General features: G+C 71.1%; 17 protein-coding genes. 10 read left to right on the top strand and 7 right to left on the bottom strand.

What is annotated here, in order from left to right:
- Positions 1 to 122 precede the first annotated feature (122 nt).
- The gene (locus tag ACLQ29_RS13795; protein ID WP_425771966.1) at positions 123 to 2,570 is read left to right on the top strand and encodes a M28 family peptidase; all 2,448 of its coding nucleotides are present in this window, start codon (positions 123 to 125) and stop codon (positions 2,568 to 2,570) included.
- A gap of 59 nt (positions 2,571 to 2,629) precedes the next feature.
- Here the strand turns inward: ACLQ29_RS13795 and ACLQ29_RS13790 are convergent, their stop codons facing one another.
- Positions 2,630 to 3,244, bottom strand: coding sequence for a TetR/AcrR family transcriptional regulator (locus ACLQ29_RS13790; protein WP_425772044.1), 615 nt, complete (start codon positions 3,242 to 3,244; stop codon positions 2,630 to 2,632).
- A gap of 66 nt (positions 3,245 to 3,310) precedes the next feature.
- On the opposite strand from ACLQ29_RS13790, the gene ACLQ29_RS13785 reads away from it, so the two are divergent.
- The 3 genes from ACLQ29_RS13785 (at position 3,311) to ACLQ29_RS13775 (ending at position 5,313) form a co-directional block, all read left to right on the top strand.
- Complete coding sequence (locus tag ACLQ29_RS13785) at positions 3,311 to 3,742, top strand: VOC family protein (protein ID WP_425771965.1); 432 nt, start codon at positions 3,311 to 3,313, stop codon at positions 3,740 to 3,742.
- Positions 3,739 to 4,734 carry an aldo/keto reductase gene (locus ACLQ29_RS13780; protein WP_425771964.1) on the top strand — a complete coding sequence of 332 codons (996 nt, stop codon included), beginning with the start codon at positions 3,739 to 3,741 and terminating at the stop codon, positions 4,732 to 4,734. The genes ACLQ29_RS13785 and ACLQ29_RS13780 overlap by 4 nt, the downstream gene beginning before the upstream one ends.
- An 87-nt stretch (positions 4,735 to 4,821) precedes the next feature.
- On the top strand, positions 4,822 to 5,313 hold the full coding sequence (locus ACLQ29_RS13775) for a hypothetical protein (RefSeq protein WP_425771963.1): 492 nt from the start codon (positions 4,822 to 4,824) through the stop codon (positions 5,311 to 5,313).
- 29 nt (positions 5,314 to 5,342) lie between these two features.
- Here ACLQ29_RS13775 and ACLQ29_RS13770 read toward each other — a convergent pair whose 3' ends face one another.
- Both ACLQ29_RS13770 and ACLQ29_RS13765 read right to left on the bottom strand, forming a co-directional pair.
- Entirely contained in the window at positions 5,343 to 5,663 is a 321-nt protein-coding gene (locus ACLQ29_RS13770) for a hypothetical protein (protein ID WP_425771962.1), read from the bottom strand.
- Positions 5,664 to 6,573: 910 nt separating this feature from the next.
- The gene (locus ACLQ29_RS13765) at positions 6,574 to 6,909 is read right to left on the bottom strand and encodes a hypothetical protein (protein WP_425771961.1); all 336 of its coding nucleotides are present in this window, start codon (positions 6,907 to 6,909) and stop codon (positions 6,574 to 6,576) included.
- Positions 6,910 to 7,057: 148 nt separating this feature from the next.
- On the opposite strand from ACLQ29_RS13765, the gene ACLQ29_RS13760 reads away from it, so the two are divergent.
- A complete protein-coding gene (locus ACLQ29_RS13760; RefSeq protein WP_425771960.1) occupies positions 7,058 to 8,467 on the top strand; it encodes a helix-turn-helix domain-containing protein in 1,410 nt (469 codons plus the stop codon).
- On the opposite strand, the gene ACLQ29_RS13755 is transcribed toward ACLQ29_RS13760, so the two are convergent.
- Positions 8,468 to 9,034 (bottom strand): NUDIX hydrolase, encoded by a 567-nt coding sequence (locus ACLQ29_RS13755; RefSeq protein WP_425771959.1) that lies wholly within the window; start codon positions 9,032 to 9,034, stop codon positions 8,468 to 8,470.
- 166 nt (positions 9,035 to 9,200) lie between these two features.
- On the opposite strand from ACLQ29_RS13755, the gene ACLQ29_RS13750 reads away from it, so the two are divergent.
- Both ACLQ29_RS13750 and ACLQ29_RS13745 read left to right on the top strand, forming a co-directional pair.
- Positions 9,201 to 9,338: a hypothetical protein gene (locus tag ACLQ29_RS13750; RefSeq protein WP_425771958.1), complete on the top strand. Its 138-nt coding sequence runs from the start codon at positions 9,201 to 9,203 to the stop codon at positions 9,336 to 9,338.
- Positions 9,339 to 9,436: 98 nt separating this feature from the next.
- Positions 9,437 to 9,958 (top strand): hypothetical protein, encoded by a 522-nt coding sequence (locus tag ACLQ29_RS13745; RefSeq protein WP_425771957.1) that lies wholly within the window; start codon positions 9,437 to 9,439, stop codon positions 9,956 to 9,958.
- Between the two features lie 355 nt (positions 9,959 to 10,313).
- Here ACLQ29_RS13745 and ACLQ29_RS13740 read toward each other — a convergent pair whose 3' ends face one another.
- The 3 genes from ACLQ29_RS13740 to ACLQ29_RS13730 all read right to left on the bottom strand — a co-directional run bounded on the left by ACLQ29_RS13740 (position 10,314) and on the right by ACLQ29_RS13730 (position 12,019).
- On the bottom strand, positions 10,314 to 10,568 hold the full coding sequence (locus tag ACLQ29_RS13740; RefSeq protein ID WP_007465523.1) for a Smr/MutS family protein: 255 nt from the start codon (positions 10,566 to 10,568) through the stop codon (positions 10,314 to 10,316).
- A 180-nt stretch (positions 10,569 to 10,748) separates the two neighbouring features.
- Positions 10,749 to 11,117 carry a tetratricopeptide repeat protein gene (locus tag ACLQ29_RS13735; RefSeq protein WP_425771956.1) on the bottom strand — a complete coding sequence of 123 codons (369 nt, stop codon included), beginning with the start codon at positions 11,115 to 11,117 and terminating at the stop codon, positions 10,749 to 10,751.
- 131 nt (positions 11,118 to 11,248) lie between these two features.
- The gene (locus ACLQ29_RS13730) at positions 11,249 to 12,019 is read right to left on the bottom strand and encodes an ROK family protein (RefSeq protein ID WP_425771955.1); all 771 of its coding nucleotides are present in this window, start codon (positions 12,017 to 12,019) and stop codon (positions 11,249 to 11,251) included.
- Positions 12,020 to 12,081: 62 nt separating this feature from the next.
- Here ACLQ29_RS13730 and ACLQ29_RS13725 point away from each other — a divergent pair, with 62 nt between their 5' ends.
- The 3 genes from ACLQ29_RS13725 to ACLQ29_RS13715 all read left to right on the top strand — a co-directional run bounded on the left by ACLQ29_RS13725 (position 12,082) and on the right by ACLQ29_RS13715 (position 14,928).
- On the top strand, positions 12,082 to 13,719 hold the full coding sequence (locus ACLQ29_RS13725) for an ABC-F family ATP-binding cassette domain-containing protein (RefSeq protein ID WP_425771954.1): 1,638 nt from the start codon (positions 12,082 to 12,084) through the stop codon (positions 13,717 to 13,719).
- 38 nt (positions 13,720 to 13,757) lie between these two features.
- Complete coding sequence (locus ACLQ29_RS13720) at positions 13,758 to 14,066, top strand: hypothetical protein (protein WP_347664392.1); 309 nt, start codon at positions 13,758 to 13,760, stop codon at positions 14,064 to 14,066.
- A gap of 136 nt (positions 14,067 to 14,202) precedes the next feature.
- Entirely contained in the window at positions 14,203 to 14,928 is a 726-nt protein-coding gene (locus ACLQ29_RS13715; RefSeq protein ID WP_425771953.1) for a methyltransferase domain-containing protein, read from the top strand.
- Positions 14,929 to 15,080 lie beyond the last annotated feature (152 nt).

Below are 15,080 nucleotides of genomic sequence, written 5' to 3'. Positions count from 1 at the left end.
ACTGCCCGCCGGCGGACAAACCACGCGGGTGATCGGTGCCCGGCCGACCGGCCATGCCATCCGGGACCGCCGGAGGGCAGGATGGTGCCACCCCAGGCCCCACCACCCCCCGAGGAGTTTCCGTGGGCGCACCCCCCACCCCGGCCACGACGGGCACACCGGCCCGTCCGACTCCGGGCGTACCCCCTGCGGATCGTGCGCTGACCAGGCCGCACCGCCGGCTCGTGGCCGCCGCGGCGGCGCTCGTGGCGCTGGCCGCCGTCGGCGCCGGCAGCCTGCTCGACCTGCGCACGCCGACGCCGAAACCGGCAGACGCCCCGGTGGGCGAGTTCAGCGCCGCTCGCGCGTACGAGGACGTGCAGGTGATCGCCGCCCGGTCGCACGTCGCCGGGAGCCCGGCCAACGACCAGGTCCGCGCGCACCTCGAGCAGCAGTTGCGCGGGTTGGGCCTGGAGACCGAGGTGCAGGACACCGTGGCCCCGGAGGCCGGGCAGCTCAGCGGCGCGGCGGGCGGGGCGACCCTGGCCCGCGTCCGCAACGTGGTGGCCCGGCTGCCCGGCACCGACTCGACCGGCCGGGTCTTCCTGGTCGCCCACTACGACTCGGTGCAGACCGGGCCGGGCGGCAACGACGACGCGGCCGGCACCTCGACCATCCTGGAGGTGGCCCGCGCGCTGACCACCGGCCCGCGGCCCCGCAACGACATCGTCTTCGTGTTGACCGACGCGGAGGAGGCGTGCCTCTGCGGCGCGTCCGCGTTCGCCGCCAGCCACCCGCTGGCCGCCGACGGCGGGGTGGTGCTCAACCTGGAGGCGCGCGGCTCCACCGGCCCAGTGATCATGTTCGAGACGTCCCGGAACAACGCGAAACTGGTGGACGCCTTCGGTCGGGCCGCCCCGCACCCGGTCGGCACCTCGTTCGCGGTGGAGATCTACCGGGCGCTGCCCAACGACACCGACTTCACCGCGTTCCTGGACCAGAAGTTCGTTGGGTTGAACTCGGCGTACATCGACGGCGGCGCGATCTACCACACGCCGCTGGACACGCCGGCGGCCATGGACCGGAGCAGCCTCCAGCAGCACGGGGACAACGCGCTGGGCCTGGCCCGGGAGTTCGGCCGCACCGACCTGACCGACCTGCGCTCCGGGCACGACGCGACCTACTTCCCGGTCCCCGGCGGCCTGGTCCGCTACCCGGGCACGCTCACCCTGCCGCTGGCCCTGCTCGCGGTGGCGGCGGTGGCCGCGCTGGGCTGGCTGGTCCGTCGGCGGGGCCGGGCCAGCACCGGCCGGCTGGCCGCCGGCTTCGGGCTGGCCCTGGTGCCGATCGTGGTCGCGCCGGTCGCCGCGCAACTGCTCTGGCTGGCGATCACCAAGATCCGACCGGGGTACGCGGAACTGCTCGACCCGTACCGGCCGATCTGGTACCGGTTGGCCGTCGTGGCGCTCGCCGCCGCCACCCTGTTCACCTGGTACGCGCTGCTGCGCCGCCGGATCGGCCCGGCCGCGCTGGCCGTGGGCGGGCTGGCCTGGCTGGCCCTGCTCGGGGTGCTGCTCGCCGTGGCGGTGCCGGGCGGGGCGTACCTCACCACCCTGCCGGCGCTGGCCGGCGCCCTCGGCGGGCTGGTCGCGCTGCGTACCCGGCAGACCGGGCCGTGGCCGGTGGTGGCGGTGACCGCCGCCGCGGCGGTCGGTGTGGTCATCCTGCTGCCCACTGTGGTGCTGCTCTTCCCCGCGCTGGGGATGGGCATGGGCGGGGTGGCGGCGCTGGTCGCGGTGCTGCTCGGCCTGACCGCGCTGCCGGTGGTCGACCTGCTGCACCCGCAGGCCGGCGGCCAGCGCGGCCTGCGGGCGTTGCGCGCCCGCCGGCTCGGGCTGCTGCCGGCGGCAGCGGCCACCGTGGCGACGGTGGTGCTCGCCGGGGTCGGGCTGGGCGTCGACCGGTTCGACGCCGCCCATCCCGCGCCGACCCACCTGATGTACGCCCTGGACACCGACACGGGCCAGGCGCAGTGGGTCAGCCACGAGGAGGAACTGCAACCGTGGACGGCCGAACACGTCGACCCGGTCGCGCGGGAGTCGCTGCGCTGGTGGTTCCCCGCCCTGGGCGACGAGTCGCTGCGGGTCGGCACGGCTCCGAACGCCAACCTGCCGGCGCCGACCGTGCAACTGCTGTCGGACAGCACCGTCGGCGGTGAGCGCACGCTGCGGGTGAAGGTCGTGCCGCAGCGACAGGTGCGCCTCGTGTCGCTGCACGTGGACGCGAAGACCGCCGAGGTGAAGCGGGCGGAGGTCGCGGGTCGGGCCGTTCCGGTGGAGCGGCAGCCGACCGTCGAGGAGGCGGGTCTGGACCGGTGGGGCTTCGGGGTGGTCTTCCACGCCCCGCCGCCGGAGGGCATCGAGGTGACGCTGACCGTGGTGCCGCGAGCACCGCTGGTGTCGCTGCGGGCGATGGACGCCAGCGACGGGCTGGACGCGCTGCCCGGTTTCCGCCCCCGACCGCCGGGCGTGGGCGTCGTCGGGTCGCACAGCTCCGAGATGCTGGCGGTCGCCCGCACGTACACCTTCTGACGGGTCGGACGGTGGTCCGGCGGGGATCGCTCCCCGCCGGACCACCGCCGGCCACTGCACTAGTCGTAGAGGGCGGACACCCACAGGTGGGTCATCGTGTCGACCAACAGTCTCCGGTCGTCGAACGGCGGCACGCCGCACGCGGCCAGGTAGTAGAGCCGCTCGCCGGTCCACGTCAGCGATGCGGCGAGCGCACCGACGTCGACGCCGTCGAGCCGAGCCGCGACGGCCGGCTTGGCCTGGCGCTCGGCCTCGATCCGGGTGACCGCCGCATCGGTGAACGTCGCCATCTGGGCCAGCCACAGCTCGCGTAGCTGCGGGTCGGACGCCCAGCTCTCCACGATGGCGCGCAACACCGCCGCGTTTGACAGCCACAGGTCGGCGCCCGCGTCGATGCCAGCCCGCAGAGCGTCACCAGGGCTGGCGCTCCCCCGCACCCACGGCTGCGCGGCCTCGTGGCCGGCGCCGACCGCTCGACGCACCAGCTCGGCCAGCGCCGCCTGCTTGCCCGCGAAGTAGAAGTAGAAGCTCGCCCGGGAGACCCCTGCCGCAGCAATGATCTCGGCGACGCTGAGCGTGTCGAAGGTGCGCTCGCGCAGCAGCTCACGCAGGGCGTCGAGGATGCGCTCGCGCAGCTCGACGTCGCCGCGCGCGGGTTCGTCGCGTCGGGCCATCACAGTCCCGAGCATACCGTACGAACCATCTGGACGAGTTGACCAGACAGCATGTATGGTCGGTGCATGACACAGATAGCCGTCCATATCGTGGTGAACGATCCCGACGCTGCGGCCACCTGGTACGCGGAGGTGCTCGGCGCGCGGGAGACCAGTCGCGTGCCGCTGCCCGACGGCCGCCCGCTCACCGTGGAGCTGCGGGTCGGTGACACAGTGCTCGCCGTGGCGGGCGAGTGGCCGGACCGCAGCCTCCGTACGCCGGCGGCTCTGGGCGGCAGCCCGACCGCCTTCCACCTGCCGGTCTCCGACGTCGATGCCGCCTACGACCGCGCGATCGCCGCCGGAGCCATCGCATTCGAGCCGCCGCACGACGCGTTCTGGGGCGACCGCACCGCACAGTTCCTCGACCCGTCCGGGCACCGCTGGGCGATCAACCGGCACCTGCGCGACGTCCCCGCCGACGAGATGGCCGAGCACGTGGCGGCGATGTTCGCATGAGGTACACGACCTTGGGGCGTACCGGTCTGCGGGTGTCCGAGCTGGTGCTCGGCGCCATGACGTTCGGTGAGCAGGGCGGCGTCGGCGCGCCGATCGAGGAGTGCCGGCGCATCCTCGACGCCTACGCCGAGGCCGGCGGCAATGTCGTCGACACCGCCATCAACTACCGCGGCGGCACCAGCGAGGAAATCCTCGGCGAGCTGCTGGCCGGCCGGCGCGATCGGTTCGTCGTGGGCACGAAGTACACGGTGACCCGTGACCCGATTGACCCCAACGGTGGCGGCAACCACCGCAAGAATCTCCGGCTGTCGCTGGAGACCAGCCTGCGCCGCCTGCGCACCGACCACGTCGACATCTACTGGGTGCACATCTGGGACCGGCACACGCCGATCGAGGAGACCATGCGGGCGCTCGACGACGCCGTCACCGCCGGAAAGGTCCTCTACATCGGCGTGTCCGACACACCGGCCTGGGTCGTCTCCCGTGCGAACACGCTGGCCGAGTGGCGCGGCTGGACTCCGTTCGCCGGACTACAGGTGCCGTACAGCCTGATCAACCGCGACGCCGAACGGGAGCTGCTGCCGATGGCCGAGGCGTACGGCCTCACGGTGACCGCCTGGAGCCCGCTCGGCGGCGGCGTGCTGTCCGGGAAGTACACCGCCGCGCCATCGACCGGGAAGACGCGCCTCGACCGGGACGCGATAAGTGACCGGGACCTCGGTGTGGCCCGGGTCGTGCAGGACGTCGCTGACGAACTGGGCGTCACCCCCGCTCAGGCCGCCCTCGCCTGGACCCGGCACCGCAACGGCGTGCTGCCGATCATCGGAGCGCGGACCCTCGACCAGCTACAGGACAACCTGGGTTGCACGTCGGTCACGCTGCCGCCGGACCTGGTTACACGGCTGGAATCGGCGACCGGCTTCGACCTCGGTTTCCCGGCCGACTTCATCGCCCAGACCACACCCTGGGTTTTCGGCGCCGGCGCACTCTGACCCGCAGCGGCACAACCGGCCGGAGGAGAGGCGCGGCTCAGCCGTACGCCTTGTGCGGCTGAGCGTCACCCCTGCGAAGATCGGGCCATGCTGCGATCCGTCGAGATAACGGCCGCCCTGACCCTCACCGGATCGTCCTTTCACAACCTGCACTGGAAGAGCGACGTCGAACTCAGCCTGGACTGCTTCATCTGCCAGCGGACCGGCCGCACCACCGGCTTGACGCACGGCGCGGAATACGGCACCTGCTCCGGTGACAGCAAGACCCGCCGGCACCCGGCGGCCGCGCGGATCTCCGCGTTCGACAGCACCTCCGAACGGGAGCGGACGATCCTGCGTGCGGTGGTGGAATATTGGTGGGCGCCATTCCACGACGCCAAACGGGACCGGCCCTCGCTCGCGCTGACCGGCTACCCCTGGGTCCGGCTGCATCTTGGCTATCTCTGCCCGGAACCGGTCCAGTCGGGCACCTTCTCCACGCAGACCAACCTGGTCCGCCCACAGACCCACACCTGCGAGCACTGCGCGGCACCCATCGCGCACAGCCACGACGCGCCTCGCATCCAACTCCTCACCTAGACCAGACCGCCGGGTCGGGCGGAGACTCCTCAAGGCTTGTCGGTGGTAGTGCCGCGCTGGCGAGTGGCCGTGCGCTGTAGGCGATGAGTACGAAGGGTTATCCAACCGAGCAAGCCGAGGCCGACGATGGCCAGCACTCCGAACCACCCGCCGAGACCGCTCAGCGCCAGAAGGCCAGATGCCACGCCAAGGCCGATACAAAACCATCCGTACTGCGCGACGGATTGGAAATTGCGCAGTTCTCGCCGTGGAGCCCGACCGGTAACTAGTACGACCACGCCCCACGTGGTGGCCAGCACAGCCATGATGCTGCAGACCCAACCACCGATTCCACCGATGACGTCCTCCATAGCCCGACATTAAGCGACCAGCAGCTATGCGGGTAACCACGCCCAGCGCAGGACCGAAGCCGCGGATCTGCCACCGCTCATGCCGGCTCGTTCTGGTCGAGGCGCTCCCTCCACAGCTACCGCCGAGACGATGCCGGAGCCCCGGCCAGGCGAGGACACGTCCTACAACATCTGCGTACGGTTCGACGTTCGCCGGGGAACCAGTGGGCCCCACGAGATCACTCCCGTGGCGATCAAGTGCCCACCTGGGGTTCCGGCCACCCGGCCACCGCAGTGACGTCGGGGCGAAGCTAGATGCAATCTAACTTCGGCTCTGTCTACCTAAACCCCGCCGCGAGGCCATCCGCCTGGTCGGGCGCATCCCGGCCCGTTTCTGCTGGCACGAGCTGCACAATTGCTGGCCTCAGACGAGACGCTGGATGCGTACCTTCGGGTGCTCGTTCCTCAGGTGGGCTTGCTTGTGCTGGCGGACCTGTTCGCCCCGCCGAAGGATGCTCATCGGATCCAACCGAGAAAGCGGAGGTGCAGGACCCCCGCCGGCACCCAGGTCAGGTCCCTTGAGGCGCAGACCAGTTGAGCGCTCATGTAGAGCGCCAGGGAGACAGATGCGCCCTCGTACTCAACGCGTAGTTCATGCTGTCGGATCCGGCAGGGCCAGGGCGCGTTGCAGCCCCCGCAGGTCCAGATCGGCATCATCGGGCCGTGGGTGGTCACCGTGGGCCGCCGAGAAGGTGGCCGAAGTGCGCCCGCATTTGGAGCCACCGCAGTCGCTCTGGGCAGGGGTGGGGCCGACCACACCGGCACAGGTCGAGTCCGACCTGGTCGTGGCGGGCCAAGAGTTCGTCGGCAGCGTCGACTTGAGCCTGGGCGTGGTCGATGAGGGCCTCTGGGCCGTAAATGGCAGCCATCCTCACCCCGCCAGGTCTGCACAGCGACGGTGCCAGCGTGCCTCCGCAATGAGGGCAGCGAGGTTGATGTCGCCCGTGGCGATGCGGCTCCGGGCAACATCGCGCCACAGCGGTGACGCGTCGGCCTGCTCGCCGCTAGCGGTTCGCAGACCTTCTACGGCGAGGCGTGCCAGGCGGCACGGCACAAGCTGGTCGTCGTGCACGCAGCCGACGATGAGGTAGTGGCCGGCACGGTCGGGGCGGTGGTCTTCCCACAGCGCTCGGCACAGACGCCACAGCAGCCGGTGGCGGCAGCCGTCAGGTGGCTCGACCGGTGGGTTATCGACATTGAACAACATGCCCAAGACGGTCCTGCGGGCTGCGGTCTCGCGGCCATGGCCGCTAGCCATGTCACGGTGACATGAGCGGGCTCGACCTGCACGGTCACCGAACTTAGGCTCCACGTTGAGCACGATGCGTAGTCACTCGACGACGGTTGGAGCGGTTGTGCTATTCGGCCATCTTCGGACTCCGGACGGCTTCTGGGCGCGCGCGGACGTCAGGACCGCAGTGCGTGTCCGCGACATCGGCACTCTGTTCCGGCTGCTTGCCCGGCATACGGGGGCGAGTCAGACGCGTATCGGGGCCGTGGTCGGCCTAGAACAGGGCTACGTCAGCCGGGTGATCGCCGGCCGGAAGGTGACCTCCATCGACGTACTGGAGCGGATCGCCGACGGCTGCGACATGCCTGACGAGACCCGGATGTCACTCGGCCTTGCACCGCGCCACCAAGCACGTCATCCCACCTCCGGCAGCCCACGGGGTGACGTGCCAAACGACCAATCCTGGCGCGAGAGCGTCCGCGCCGCCACGCAGCTGTGGGAAGGCGACGTAAACCGCCGAGACATGCTCCGTCAGACAATGTTCAGCTCCGGTGGCTACGCCCTGCCCGCGCTGCGCTGGTTCACCGCCCCCACCACACAACCCGTCACACAGACAGGTCACCGATCAGTCGGCCAGCCCGACCTCGACATCATCCGCGAGATGACCTCCACCTACCGGCGACTCGACAACCAGCACGGAGGCGGCCACGCCCGGGAAACCCTCGCCCGCTACCTCAACCACGAGGTCACGCCCCTGTTAACCGAGGGCCACTACGATCCGGCAACCGGCCGAAAGCTACTCGCCGCCGTCGCCGAGCTGACTCAGCTCGCCGGCTGGCAGGCATACGACACGGCCGAACACGGCCTCGCCCAGCGCTACCTCACCCACGCCCTCGACCTCGCCCGAGCTGCCGACGATGCTGGGCTCGGCGCCGAAATCCTCGCCGCGATGAGCCACCAAGCCACCTACCTCGGTCACAATGCCGCTGGCGTCGATCTCGCCCGCGCCGCCCGGCAGACGGCACAACGCGCCGGCCTCGCGGTGCTGACCGCCGAGGCGCTGGTCATGGAAGCTCATGCCCACGCCGCCGCGCGCAACGAACGCGCCTGCACCACCGCACTGCACCAGGCAGAACAGACCCTCGACCGCGCCGACCGCAGCAGCGACCCACAATGGCTCGGCTACTTCGACGAGGCATACCTGTCAGCCAAGTTCGGCCACTGCTTCCATGCCCTCGGCCACCACCAGCAGGCCGAACGCTTCACCGTCCGCTCACTGGACATGGACGAACGCTACATACGCGGGAAGGCCTTCAACCTCACCCTCCTCGCCTCCATTCACGCCCACCGCGGCGAGCCCGATCGCGCCAGCGCCATCGGGGTCAAAGCGCTCACGCTGACCTCTCAGCTGCGATCGGCCCGAGCCGTCCGGTACCTACGCGACCTGCAAACCGACCTCACCGTGCACCGCCGCAGGCCAGCCGTCCGACACTTCATCAACCGCGTCGACGTGGCCCTCGGTCAACGCCGCTGACTACAGCTCACCCCGGGCTTTGCGCGCGACCAGCTCCAACACCGCGATCACTGTGCCGGATCCCACGATCTCACCCCGGGACACGAGGTCCCGCGCTTCCACCAGCGGCATCCAGGCCACCCGCTCGGCCTCGTTAACGTCCACCGGCGAACCAACATGTACCGCGTCGCGTGCAAGGAACAGCAGATTCTCCGCGTCCGCAGTCGCCACCCACGGCTGGAACGACAGCATCGGTTCCACCGCACCTGGACGCCATCCGGTCTCCTCCTCAACCTCCCGGACCGCACATATTGCCGGCTGTTCACCGTCGTCGACGTAACCCCCAGGCAGCTCCCACACCCACCGGTCGAACACGAACCGGTGCCGCCGCATCAGCAACAGGCGCTCCTGCTCGTCAAGCACCGCAACCATGGCTGACCGGGGTGCCCTGATCACGTACTGCTCGAAACGGACCCCATCCGGCAGTTCCACGTCGGCAATGCTCAAGCGCGCCCGCCGGCTGCCGTCCACCACCCGCTCACCGTGAATCGTCCACCGCGTCGACTCGGTAACCTGCTCCTCCGTCACCCGCCCAGTATCCGACCACTGGCGAGTAAGCATTGCCGCGCCTCATCACGAAGGTTCGGCACCACCTCATGTCGAACCTCGTCGGGAGGAATTAAGGGTTCGGCACCAGAAGGTGCAGCAGGCTCGGTCGCTAGGTTCCCTCGAACCCACCGCTCTTACGGCTTGAGTGCGACCCGCGCCGAACGGTGAGAACCGGGTCAGCCTGTCCATGTACCTGGCGTCGCTGCTGGACGCCGCCCTCATCGAGGTGCCGGACACCCCGGCGGCGGAGCTGCACGAGCGGTTCGTGTCCTGGACTCGGTGACCGCCACCACGGCCAGGAGCAGAGGACCGCCCACTGCCGCGGCTAGACTGACCCGGCCCGTGAGCTGCTCAGATCCCGCCATCAGATCGGGGAGCACCGTGCAGGTATCCCAGGCCTTGGACGTGATGGAGGCCCTACTGCGGGCATCCGAACACCCGGACATCACCGCGATCGAGCGGTACGGACGGGACGCTCAGGTGGGGGGCCAGTCCCCTCCCGGAATCTCGGTGCTGCACCGGTCGTCGGACACGCGGGCGTTGCTCACGGCCCTCCCCGCACCGCGTGACGCCACGTCGGTGCAGCTGCCCACGGAGCCGCTGTCGATGCAGCACCGGGCAGCTCGAATGCTCGTGTTCGCGCACCACCTGCTGGACGCCACTCGCCCGGAGGTCTTCGCCTCGTGGGAACTCTGCGGTGAGCCAGGCACGAAGGCGCCGGTCGCCGCGGCGATCCGGATCGCCGCCCGTGACGGCTCGGTGATCTACCTGCGGGGCCTTGCGGCCTCGGGCTCGATGCGCGAACCCGAGACCGACCCTCACCCGGACTACCAAATCCCCCAGGGAGTCCAGTCATGGCACCTCAGTCCCAGTGCGGCACGTCCGGAGCCCGTGTCGGCGTAGCCCCCGGCAAGCCCGCCCCCGCCCACCAGGCGATGGGCAGCCGGGGCACGTGCCCCGGCACCGGCCGACCCACGATGTAACAGCAAGCGGCCCCGCTCGCGGTGAGAGCGGGGCCGCTACGCGTCTCGACGCTGAGGGCCGTTGTGTCGACGCTGCAGCCCCCGACCGGTCAGAACGTGTGCTGCGAGCGCCGCGCTGCTGCGGCTCCCGCCGACCGAGGGCCACTGGCCGGATGACGCAGCAGCCAGTCGGCGACGTATTCACGGGCCATGTCCCCCCGCCCCCGCATGCGCCCCAGCGAAGGGAATTGAGCTACGGTTGCCGCGACTCATTGACGGCTTCAGTTCCGCCGTCGCTACTTCCAGCGGAAGTGGACGAAGAGGCGGCCGAAGTTCTTCGAGTCCTTTTCCACGCGGTGGTAGAGCTGCTTGACGTCCTTCTGGTCGAGGAACCGCAGCACTCGCTTCTTGAGCTGACCCGACCCCTTGCCGGGGATGATCTCGACGAGGGTGGCCTTCTTCGCCACCGCCTCGTCCATGATCCCGCGCAACGCGCGGTCGATGTCCTGCCCCTTGTTGAAGATCTCGTGCAGGTCCAGCTTGAGCTTCATGCCACGGCCCCCGCCCGGTCAGGTCCCATGCCCGCCATCCTAGGCATGCCAGGTGGCCCACCCGCCGGACGACGAGGCACGCCCGCCGGACGACGAAGAGCCCGCCCGCCGGACGACGACGGGCACGACCACAGGACGACGAAGGGGCGGCCCCGAAGGACCGCCCCCGCACGTCCACGCTCAGCGCGTGCCGCCCACCCGGGTTTCCACCCGCTGCAGCGCGGTCCGGTAGTCGTCGTTGGTCGCGTACATGGCGGCGGCGATCCGCAGGTGCCGCAGCGCGTCGGTGTGCCGGTTCAGCCGTTCCAGCGTCCGCCCGAGCACGTGGTGCGCGTAGTGGTCGCTCGGGTCCCGTTCAACAAGCTCGCGCAGGTGCTCCTCGGCCCGGTTGAGCTGGGCCGACTGGAAGTACGCCCGAGCCAGCAACTGCCGGACCGCAGCGTTGCCGGGTTCGGCGTCGACGATCGGCTCCAGCAGTCGGGCCGCGCCGCTCGGGTCACCGGTTTCGAAGAACATGGTCGCCCGCCGGTAGTCCGCCAGAAGATCCATCTGCCCACCTCCTCGGGTCGCACCGTCACCTGTTCCGACGCTGGCACAACGCCTGGCGGTTGGCGACTGTTCCCGCTGTCGAAACTGCGCTGGGCGCTGGACGCCCTGCCCGCGCGCGATCCGCAACAGGGTCAGGTTCGCGCGTCGCGGCGGCTGACGGCCAGCTCCCAGGCGCGGACGCCACCGACGATCCCCGCCGTGTTCGGCACCACCACCACGTCGTCGCCCATCCGGGCCAGCTGCTCGGGCCGGATCAGCCGGGAGTTGCCCCCGCCCAGGTAGAGCCGGTCCCAGCGGAACACCGGGCGAAGCCCGTCGACCACCTGCCGGATCCGCCGCGACCAGAAGGCGTCGCCGAGCCGCCGCCGTTCCGGCTCACCCACATACGTGTCGTAGGTGGTGCCCCACCGCACCGGCGCGTGCGACAGCTCCAGGTGCGGTGCGAGCACCCCGCCGTCGTAGAGCGCGCTGCCCAGCCCCGTCCCCAGGGTCAACACCAGTTCGCAGCCGGTGCCGGCGACCACCCCGGCGCCGTGCACCTCGGCGTCGTTGAGCACCAGCGCCGGCACCCCGAACGCGTCGGCCAGCGCGCCGCGCGCGTCCCAGCCGGACCACTCGGCGACCAGTTCCGGGTCGACCCGGCTGCGCGGGCCGCTGCGGGTCACGTAGTGCGGCGTGGTCACCACCACCCCGTGCCGGATCATCCCGGGTACGCCGACCGTGAGCCGGTCCGCCGCTGGCAGGCGCCCGCCCAGATCCAGCAGGGTCCGGACGAAGAGCGAGGGCGGCAACGGGTACGGGGTCGGCACCCGCAGCGGTCGGGCCCGCATCGTCCCCGCCTCGTCGAGCACGGACGCCTTGATGCCTCCGCCGCCGCAGTCGATCGCCAGTGTGGTCACCACGCCGTTGAGTCTGCCCGCTGGGGGCTGGTCGTATGCGGGCGGCCGGATAGGCTCCCGAACTGATGAGCGCCACGATGATCGTGAAGGACCTGGCCGCCGGGCACGGTGACCGCCCCCTCTTCGCCGGGTTGGACCTGGTGGTGGCCCCCGGTGACGTGGTCGGCCTGGTGGGGCCGAACGGGGCCGGCAAGTCGACGCTGCTGCGTACCCTCGCCGGATTGTTGCCGGTCGAGGCCGGCAGCGTGCGACTCAGCCCGCCCACGGCGAGCGTCGGGCACCTGCCGCAGGAGCCGGAACGGCGGCCGGGCGAGACCGTGCGGGACTTCCTGGCCCGGCGGACCGGGGTGACCGCCGCGCAGGCGGCGTTGGACGCGGCGACCGAGGCGCTGACGGCCGGGGCGGTGGGCGCCGACGACGCCTACGGCGACGCGCTGGAGCGCTGGCTCGCCCTCGGCGGCGCGGACCTGGACGAACGCGCCGAGCAGGTGAGCGCGGACCTGGGGCTCGCGGTCGACCTGGACCACCCGACGACCGGGCTCTCCGGCGGCCAGGCGGCCCGCGCCGGGCTGGCGTCGTTGCTGCTCAGCCGGTACGACGTGTTCCTGCTCGACGAGCCGACGAACGACCTGGACCTGGCCGGTCTGGAGCGGCTGGAGGAGTTCGTCACCGGGCTGCGGGCCGGCACGGTGCTGGTCAGCCACGACCGCGAGTTCCTCCTCCGCACGGTGACCCGGGTGCTGGAGTTGGACCTGGCGCAGCAGCAGGTCAACCACTACGGCGGCGGCTACGCGGCTTACCTGGAGGAGCGCGAGGTGGCCCGCCGGCACGCCCGCGCGGACTTCGAGGAGTACGCCGACACCAAGGCTGGGCTGGAGGCGCGGGCTCGCACCCAGCGCGGGTGGATGGAGAAGGGCGTGAAGAACGCCCGGCGCAAGGCCACCGACAATGACAAGATCGGCCGCAAGTTCCGCGCCGAGGCGAGCGAGAAGCAGGCCGCCAAGGCCAAGCAGACCGATCGGCTGATCGAACGGCTCGACGTCGTCGAGGAGCCCCGCAAGGAGTGGGAGCTGCGGATGGAGATCGCCGCCGCGCCCCGCGCCGGCGCCGTCGTGGCCACGCTGCGAGGTGCGGTGGTACGCCGGGGAGGTTTCACCCTCGGCCCGATCGACCTCCAGATCGACTGGGCGGATCGGGTGGCGGTGACCGGGGCGAACGGCTCGGGCAAGTCCACCCTGCTGGCCGCGCTGCTCGGGCGGCTGCCGTTGGACGCCGGCACCGCCTCGCTCGGACCCGGGGTGGTGGTGGGTGAGGTCGACCAGGCACGAGGGCTGTTCCTCGGTGACGCGCCGCTGATCGACGCGTTCCACGCGGCCGTACCGCACATGTCGCCGGCGGACGCGCGGACCCTGCTGGCCAAGTTCGGGCTCCGGTCGGCGCACGTGCCGCGACCGGCTGCCACCCTGTCCCCCGGTGAGCGGACCCGGGCGGCGCTGGCGCTGCTCCAGGGTCGTGGGGTCAACCTGCTGGTGCTCGACGAGCCCACGAACCACCTGGACCTGCCCGCCATCGAGCAGCTTGAGTCGGCGCTGGCCAGCTACCCCGGAACGCTGCTGCTCGTCACCCACGACCGACGGATGCTGGCCGCCATCGAGACCAACCGGCGCCTGCGGGTGGACGACGGGCGGATCGCCGAGGATTGATCCGTGCCAGCGCGGCGGCGCGGGGTGAGAATGACGCCATGCTCAAGTGGGAGTACGCCCTGCTGGTTCGCCGCCGCCAGGCGGCGACGAACGACCTCGGCTGGGAGGTCGTCTTCGTCTGGTACGGCCCGGACGGCTCGATGGTCGACGTGACGCCGTACGGCGACACCTCGCTGGCCCACCTGAACCGGGCCGGTGACCAGGGCTGGGAGTTGGTCGCGATGAGCGAGGACCCGTCCCTGCCCGGCCACCACGAGTTGCACCGCTACCACCTCAAGCGGCCGAAGCCCGCCGACCCGCCGCCTCGCCAGCGGATGCGCGGAGGCCGGCGCACCCTCTCGGGCTGACCTCGCCGCGCGGGGTCGACCTGGCCTTCGTGGCTGCGACACGCCCGTCGGCGGCGCGCGGACCCCGACGAGCCGAGCCGACGATCGGGGCATACCGGGCGCGAATGCGGGTAACGCGCGGCGGGAGGTGGCCCGAATGGTCGCTTTGGCACAGACTCCACCCTCGGCCGACCGGCTGCGGGCAATCGACGAATCCCTCGCCCAGGCATGGGCGGACCAGGCTCGGCACGACGACCGGCTGCGGGGCCTGGCCGTCGAGGTGCGGTTCGACCGGGGGGTGGCCCACCTCAGCGGGGACGTCGCCGAGCCCGCCGAGCTGCGGCTGGTACGCGACCTGGTGGGACGGCTGGCCGGCGTCTACGGCGTCTGGTGCCGCGTCGGCGTCGGCGGGCGCGCACCCGTGGTCGTGGACCTCGGGTGCGGTCCGACCAAGCAGTGGTCGGGCAACCTGGGGCTGGACATCTACCCCGCGCCGGGGGTGGACGCGGTCGCGGACCTGTCCGGCTCGCTACCGCTCGCCGACGACTCGGTGGATGTCCTCTTCGCGGTGCACATCCTGGAGCACCTGATCGACTTTCTGCCGCTCGTCGACGAGTGCCACCGGGTACTGCGTCCGGGCGGCGTGCTGCACGTGATGAGCCCCTGGTGGGGGCATGTGAACGCGGTGGCCGACCCGACTCACGTCCGGCTGATGGACGTCCAGACGTTCAAGGGGATCTGCCAGCTCCGACCGCCGGGCGCGCCACGGTGGTACCCGCTACACGCGGGCTGCGACGGCGCCTCGATCTTCGCCGACCTGACCCCCCTCCCCCCAAACACCGACCCAGCCCCCCAAACCCACCTAGCCCGCTTCTTCGACTAACCCCACCCCACCCACCCCACCGGGTCCCACCCCACGGGCCCCGCGTTGATCATGAGGTTATAGCGGCGACACGCCGGCATGGATGGCAATAACTCCATGATCAACGCGGCAAGGGGGTGGGCGGGGAGGGAGGGGGAGGGGCAGGGGAGGGA

The sequence above is a fragment of the Micromonospora sp. DT228 genome, assembly GCF_049841595.1.
Lineage (GTDB): Bacteria > Actinomycetota > Actinomycetes > Mycobacteriales > Micromonosporaceae > Micromonospora.
Note: the sequence above shows the minus strand (reverse complement) of the source record. Positions and strands in the feature narration are given on the sequence as shown.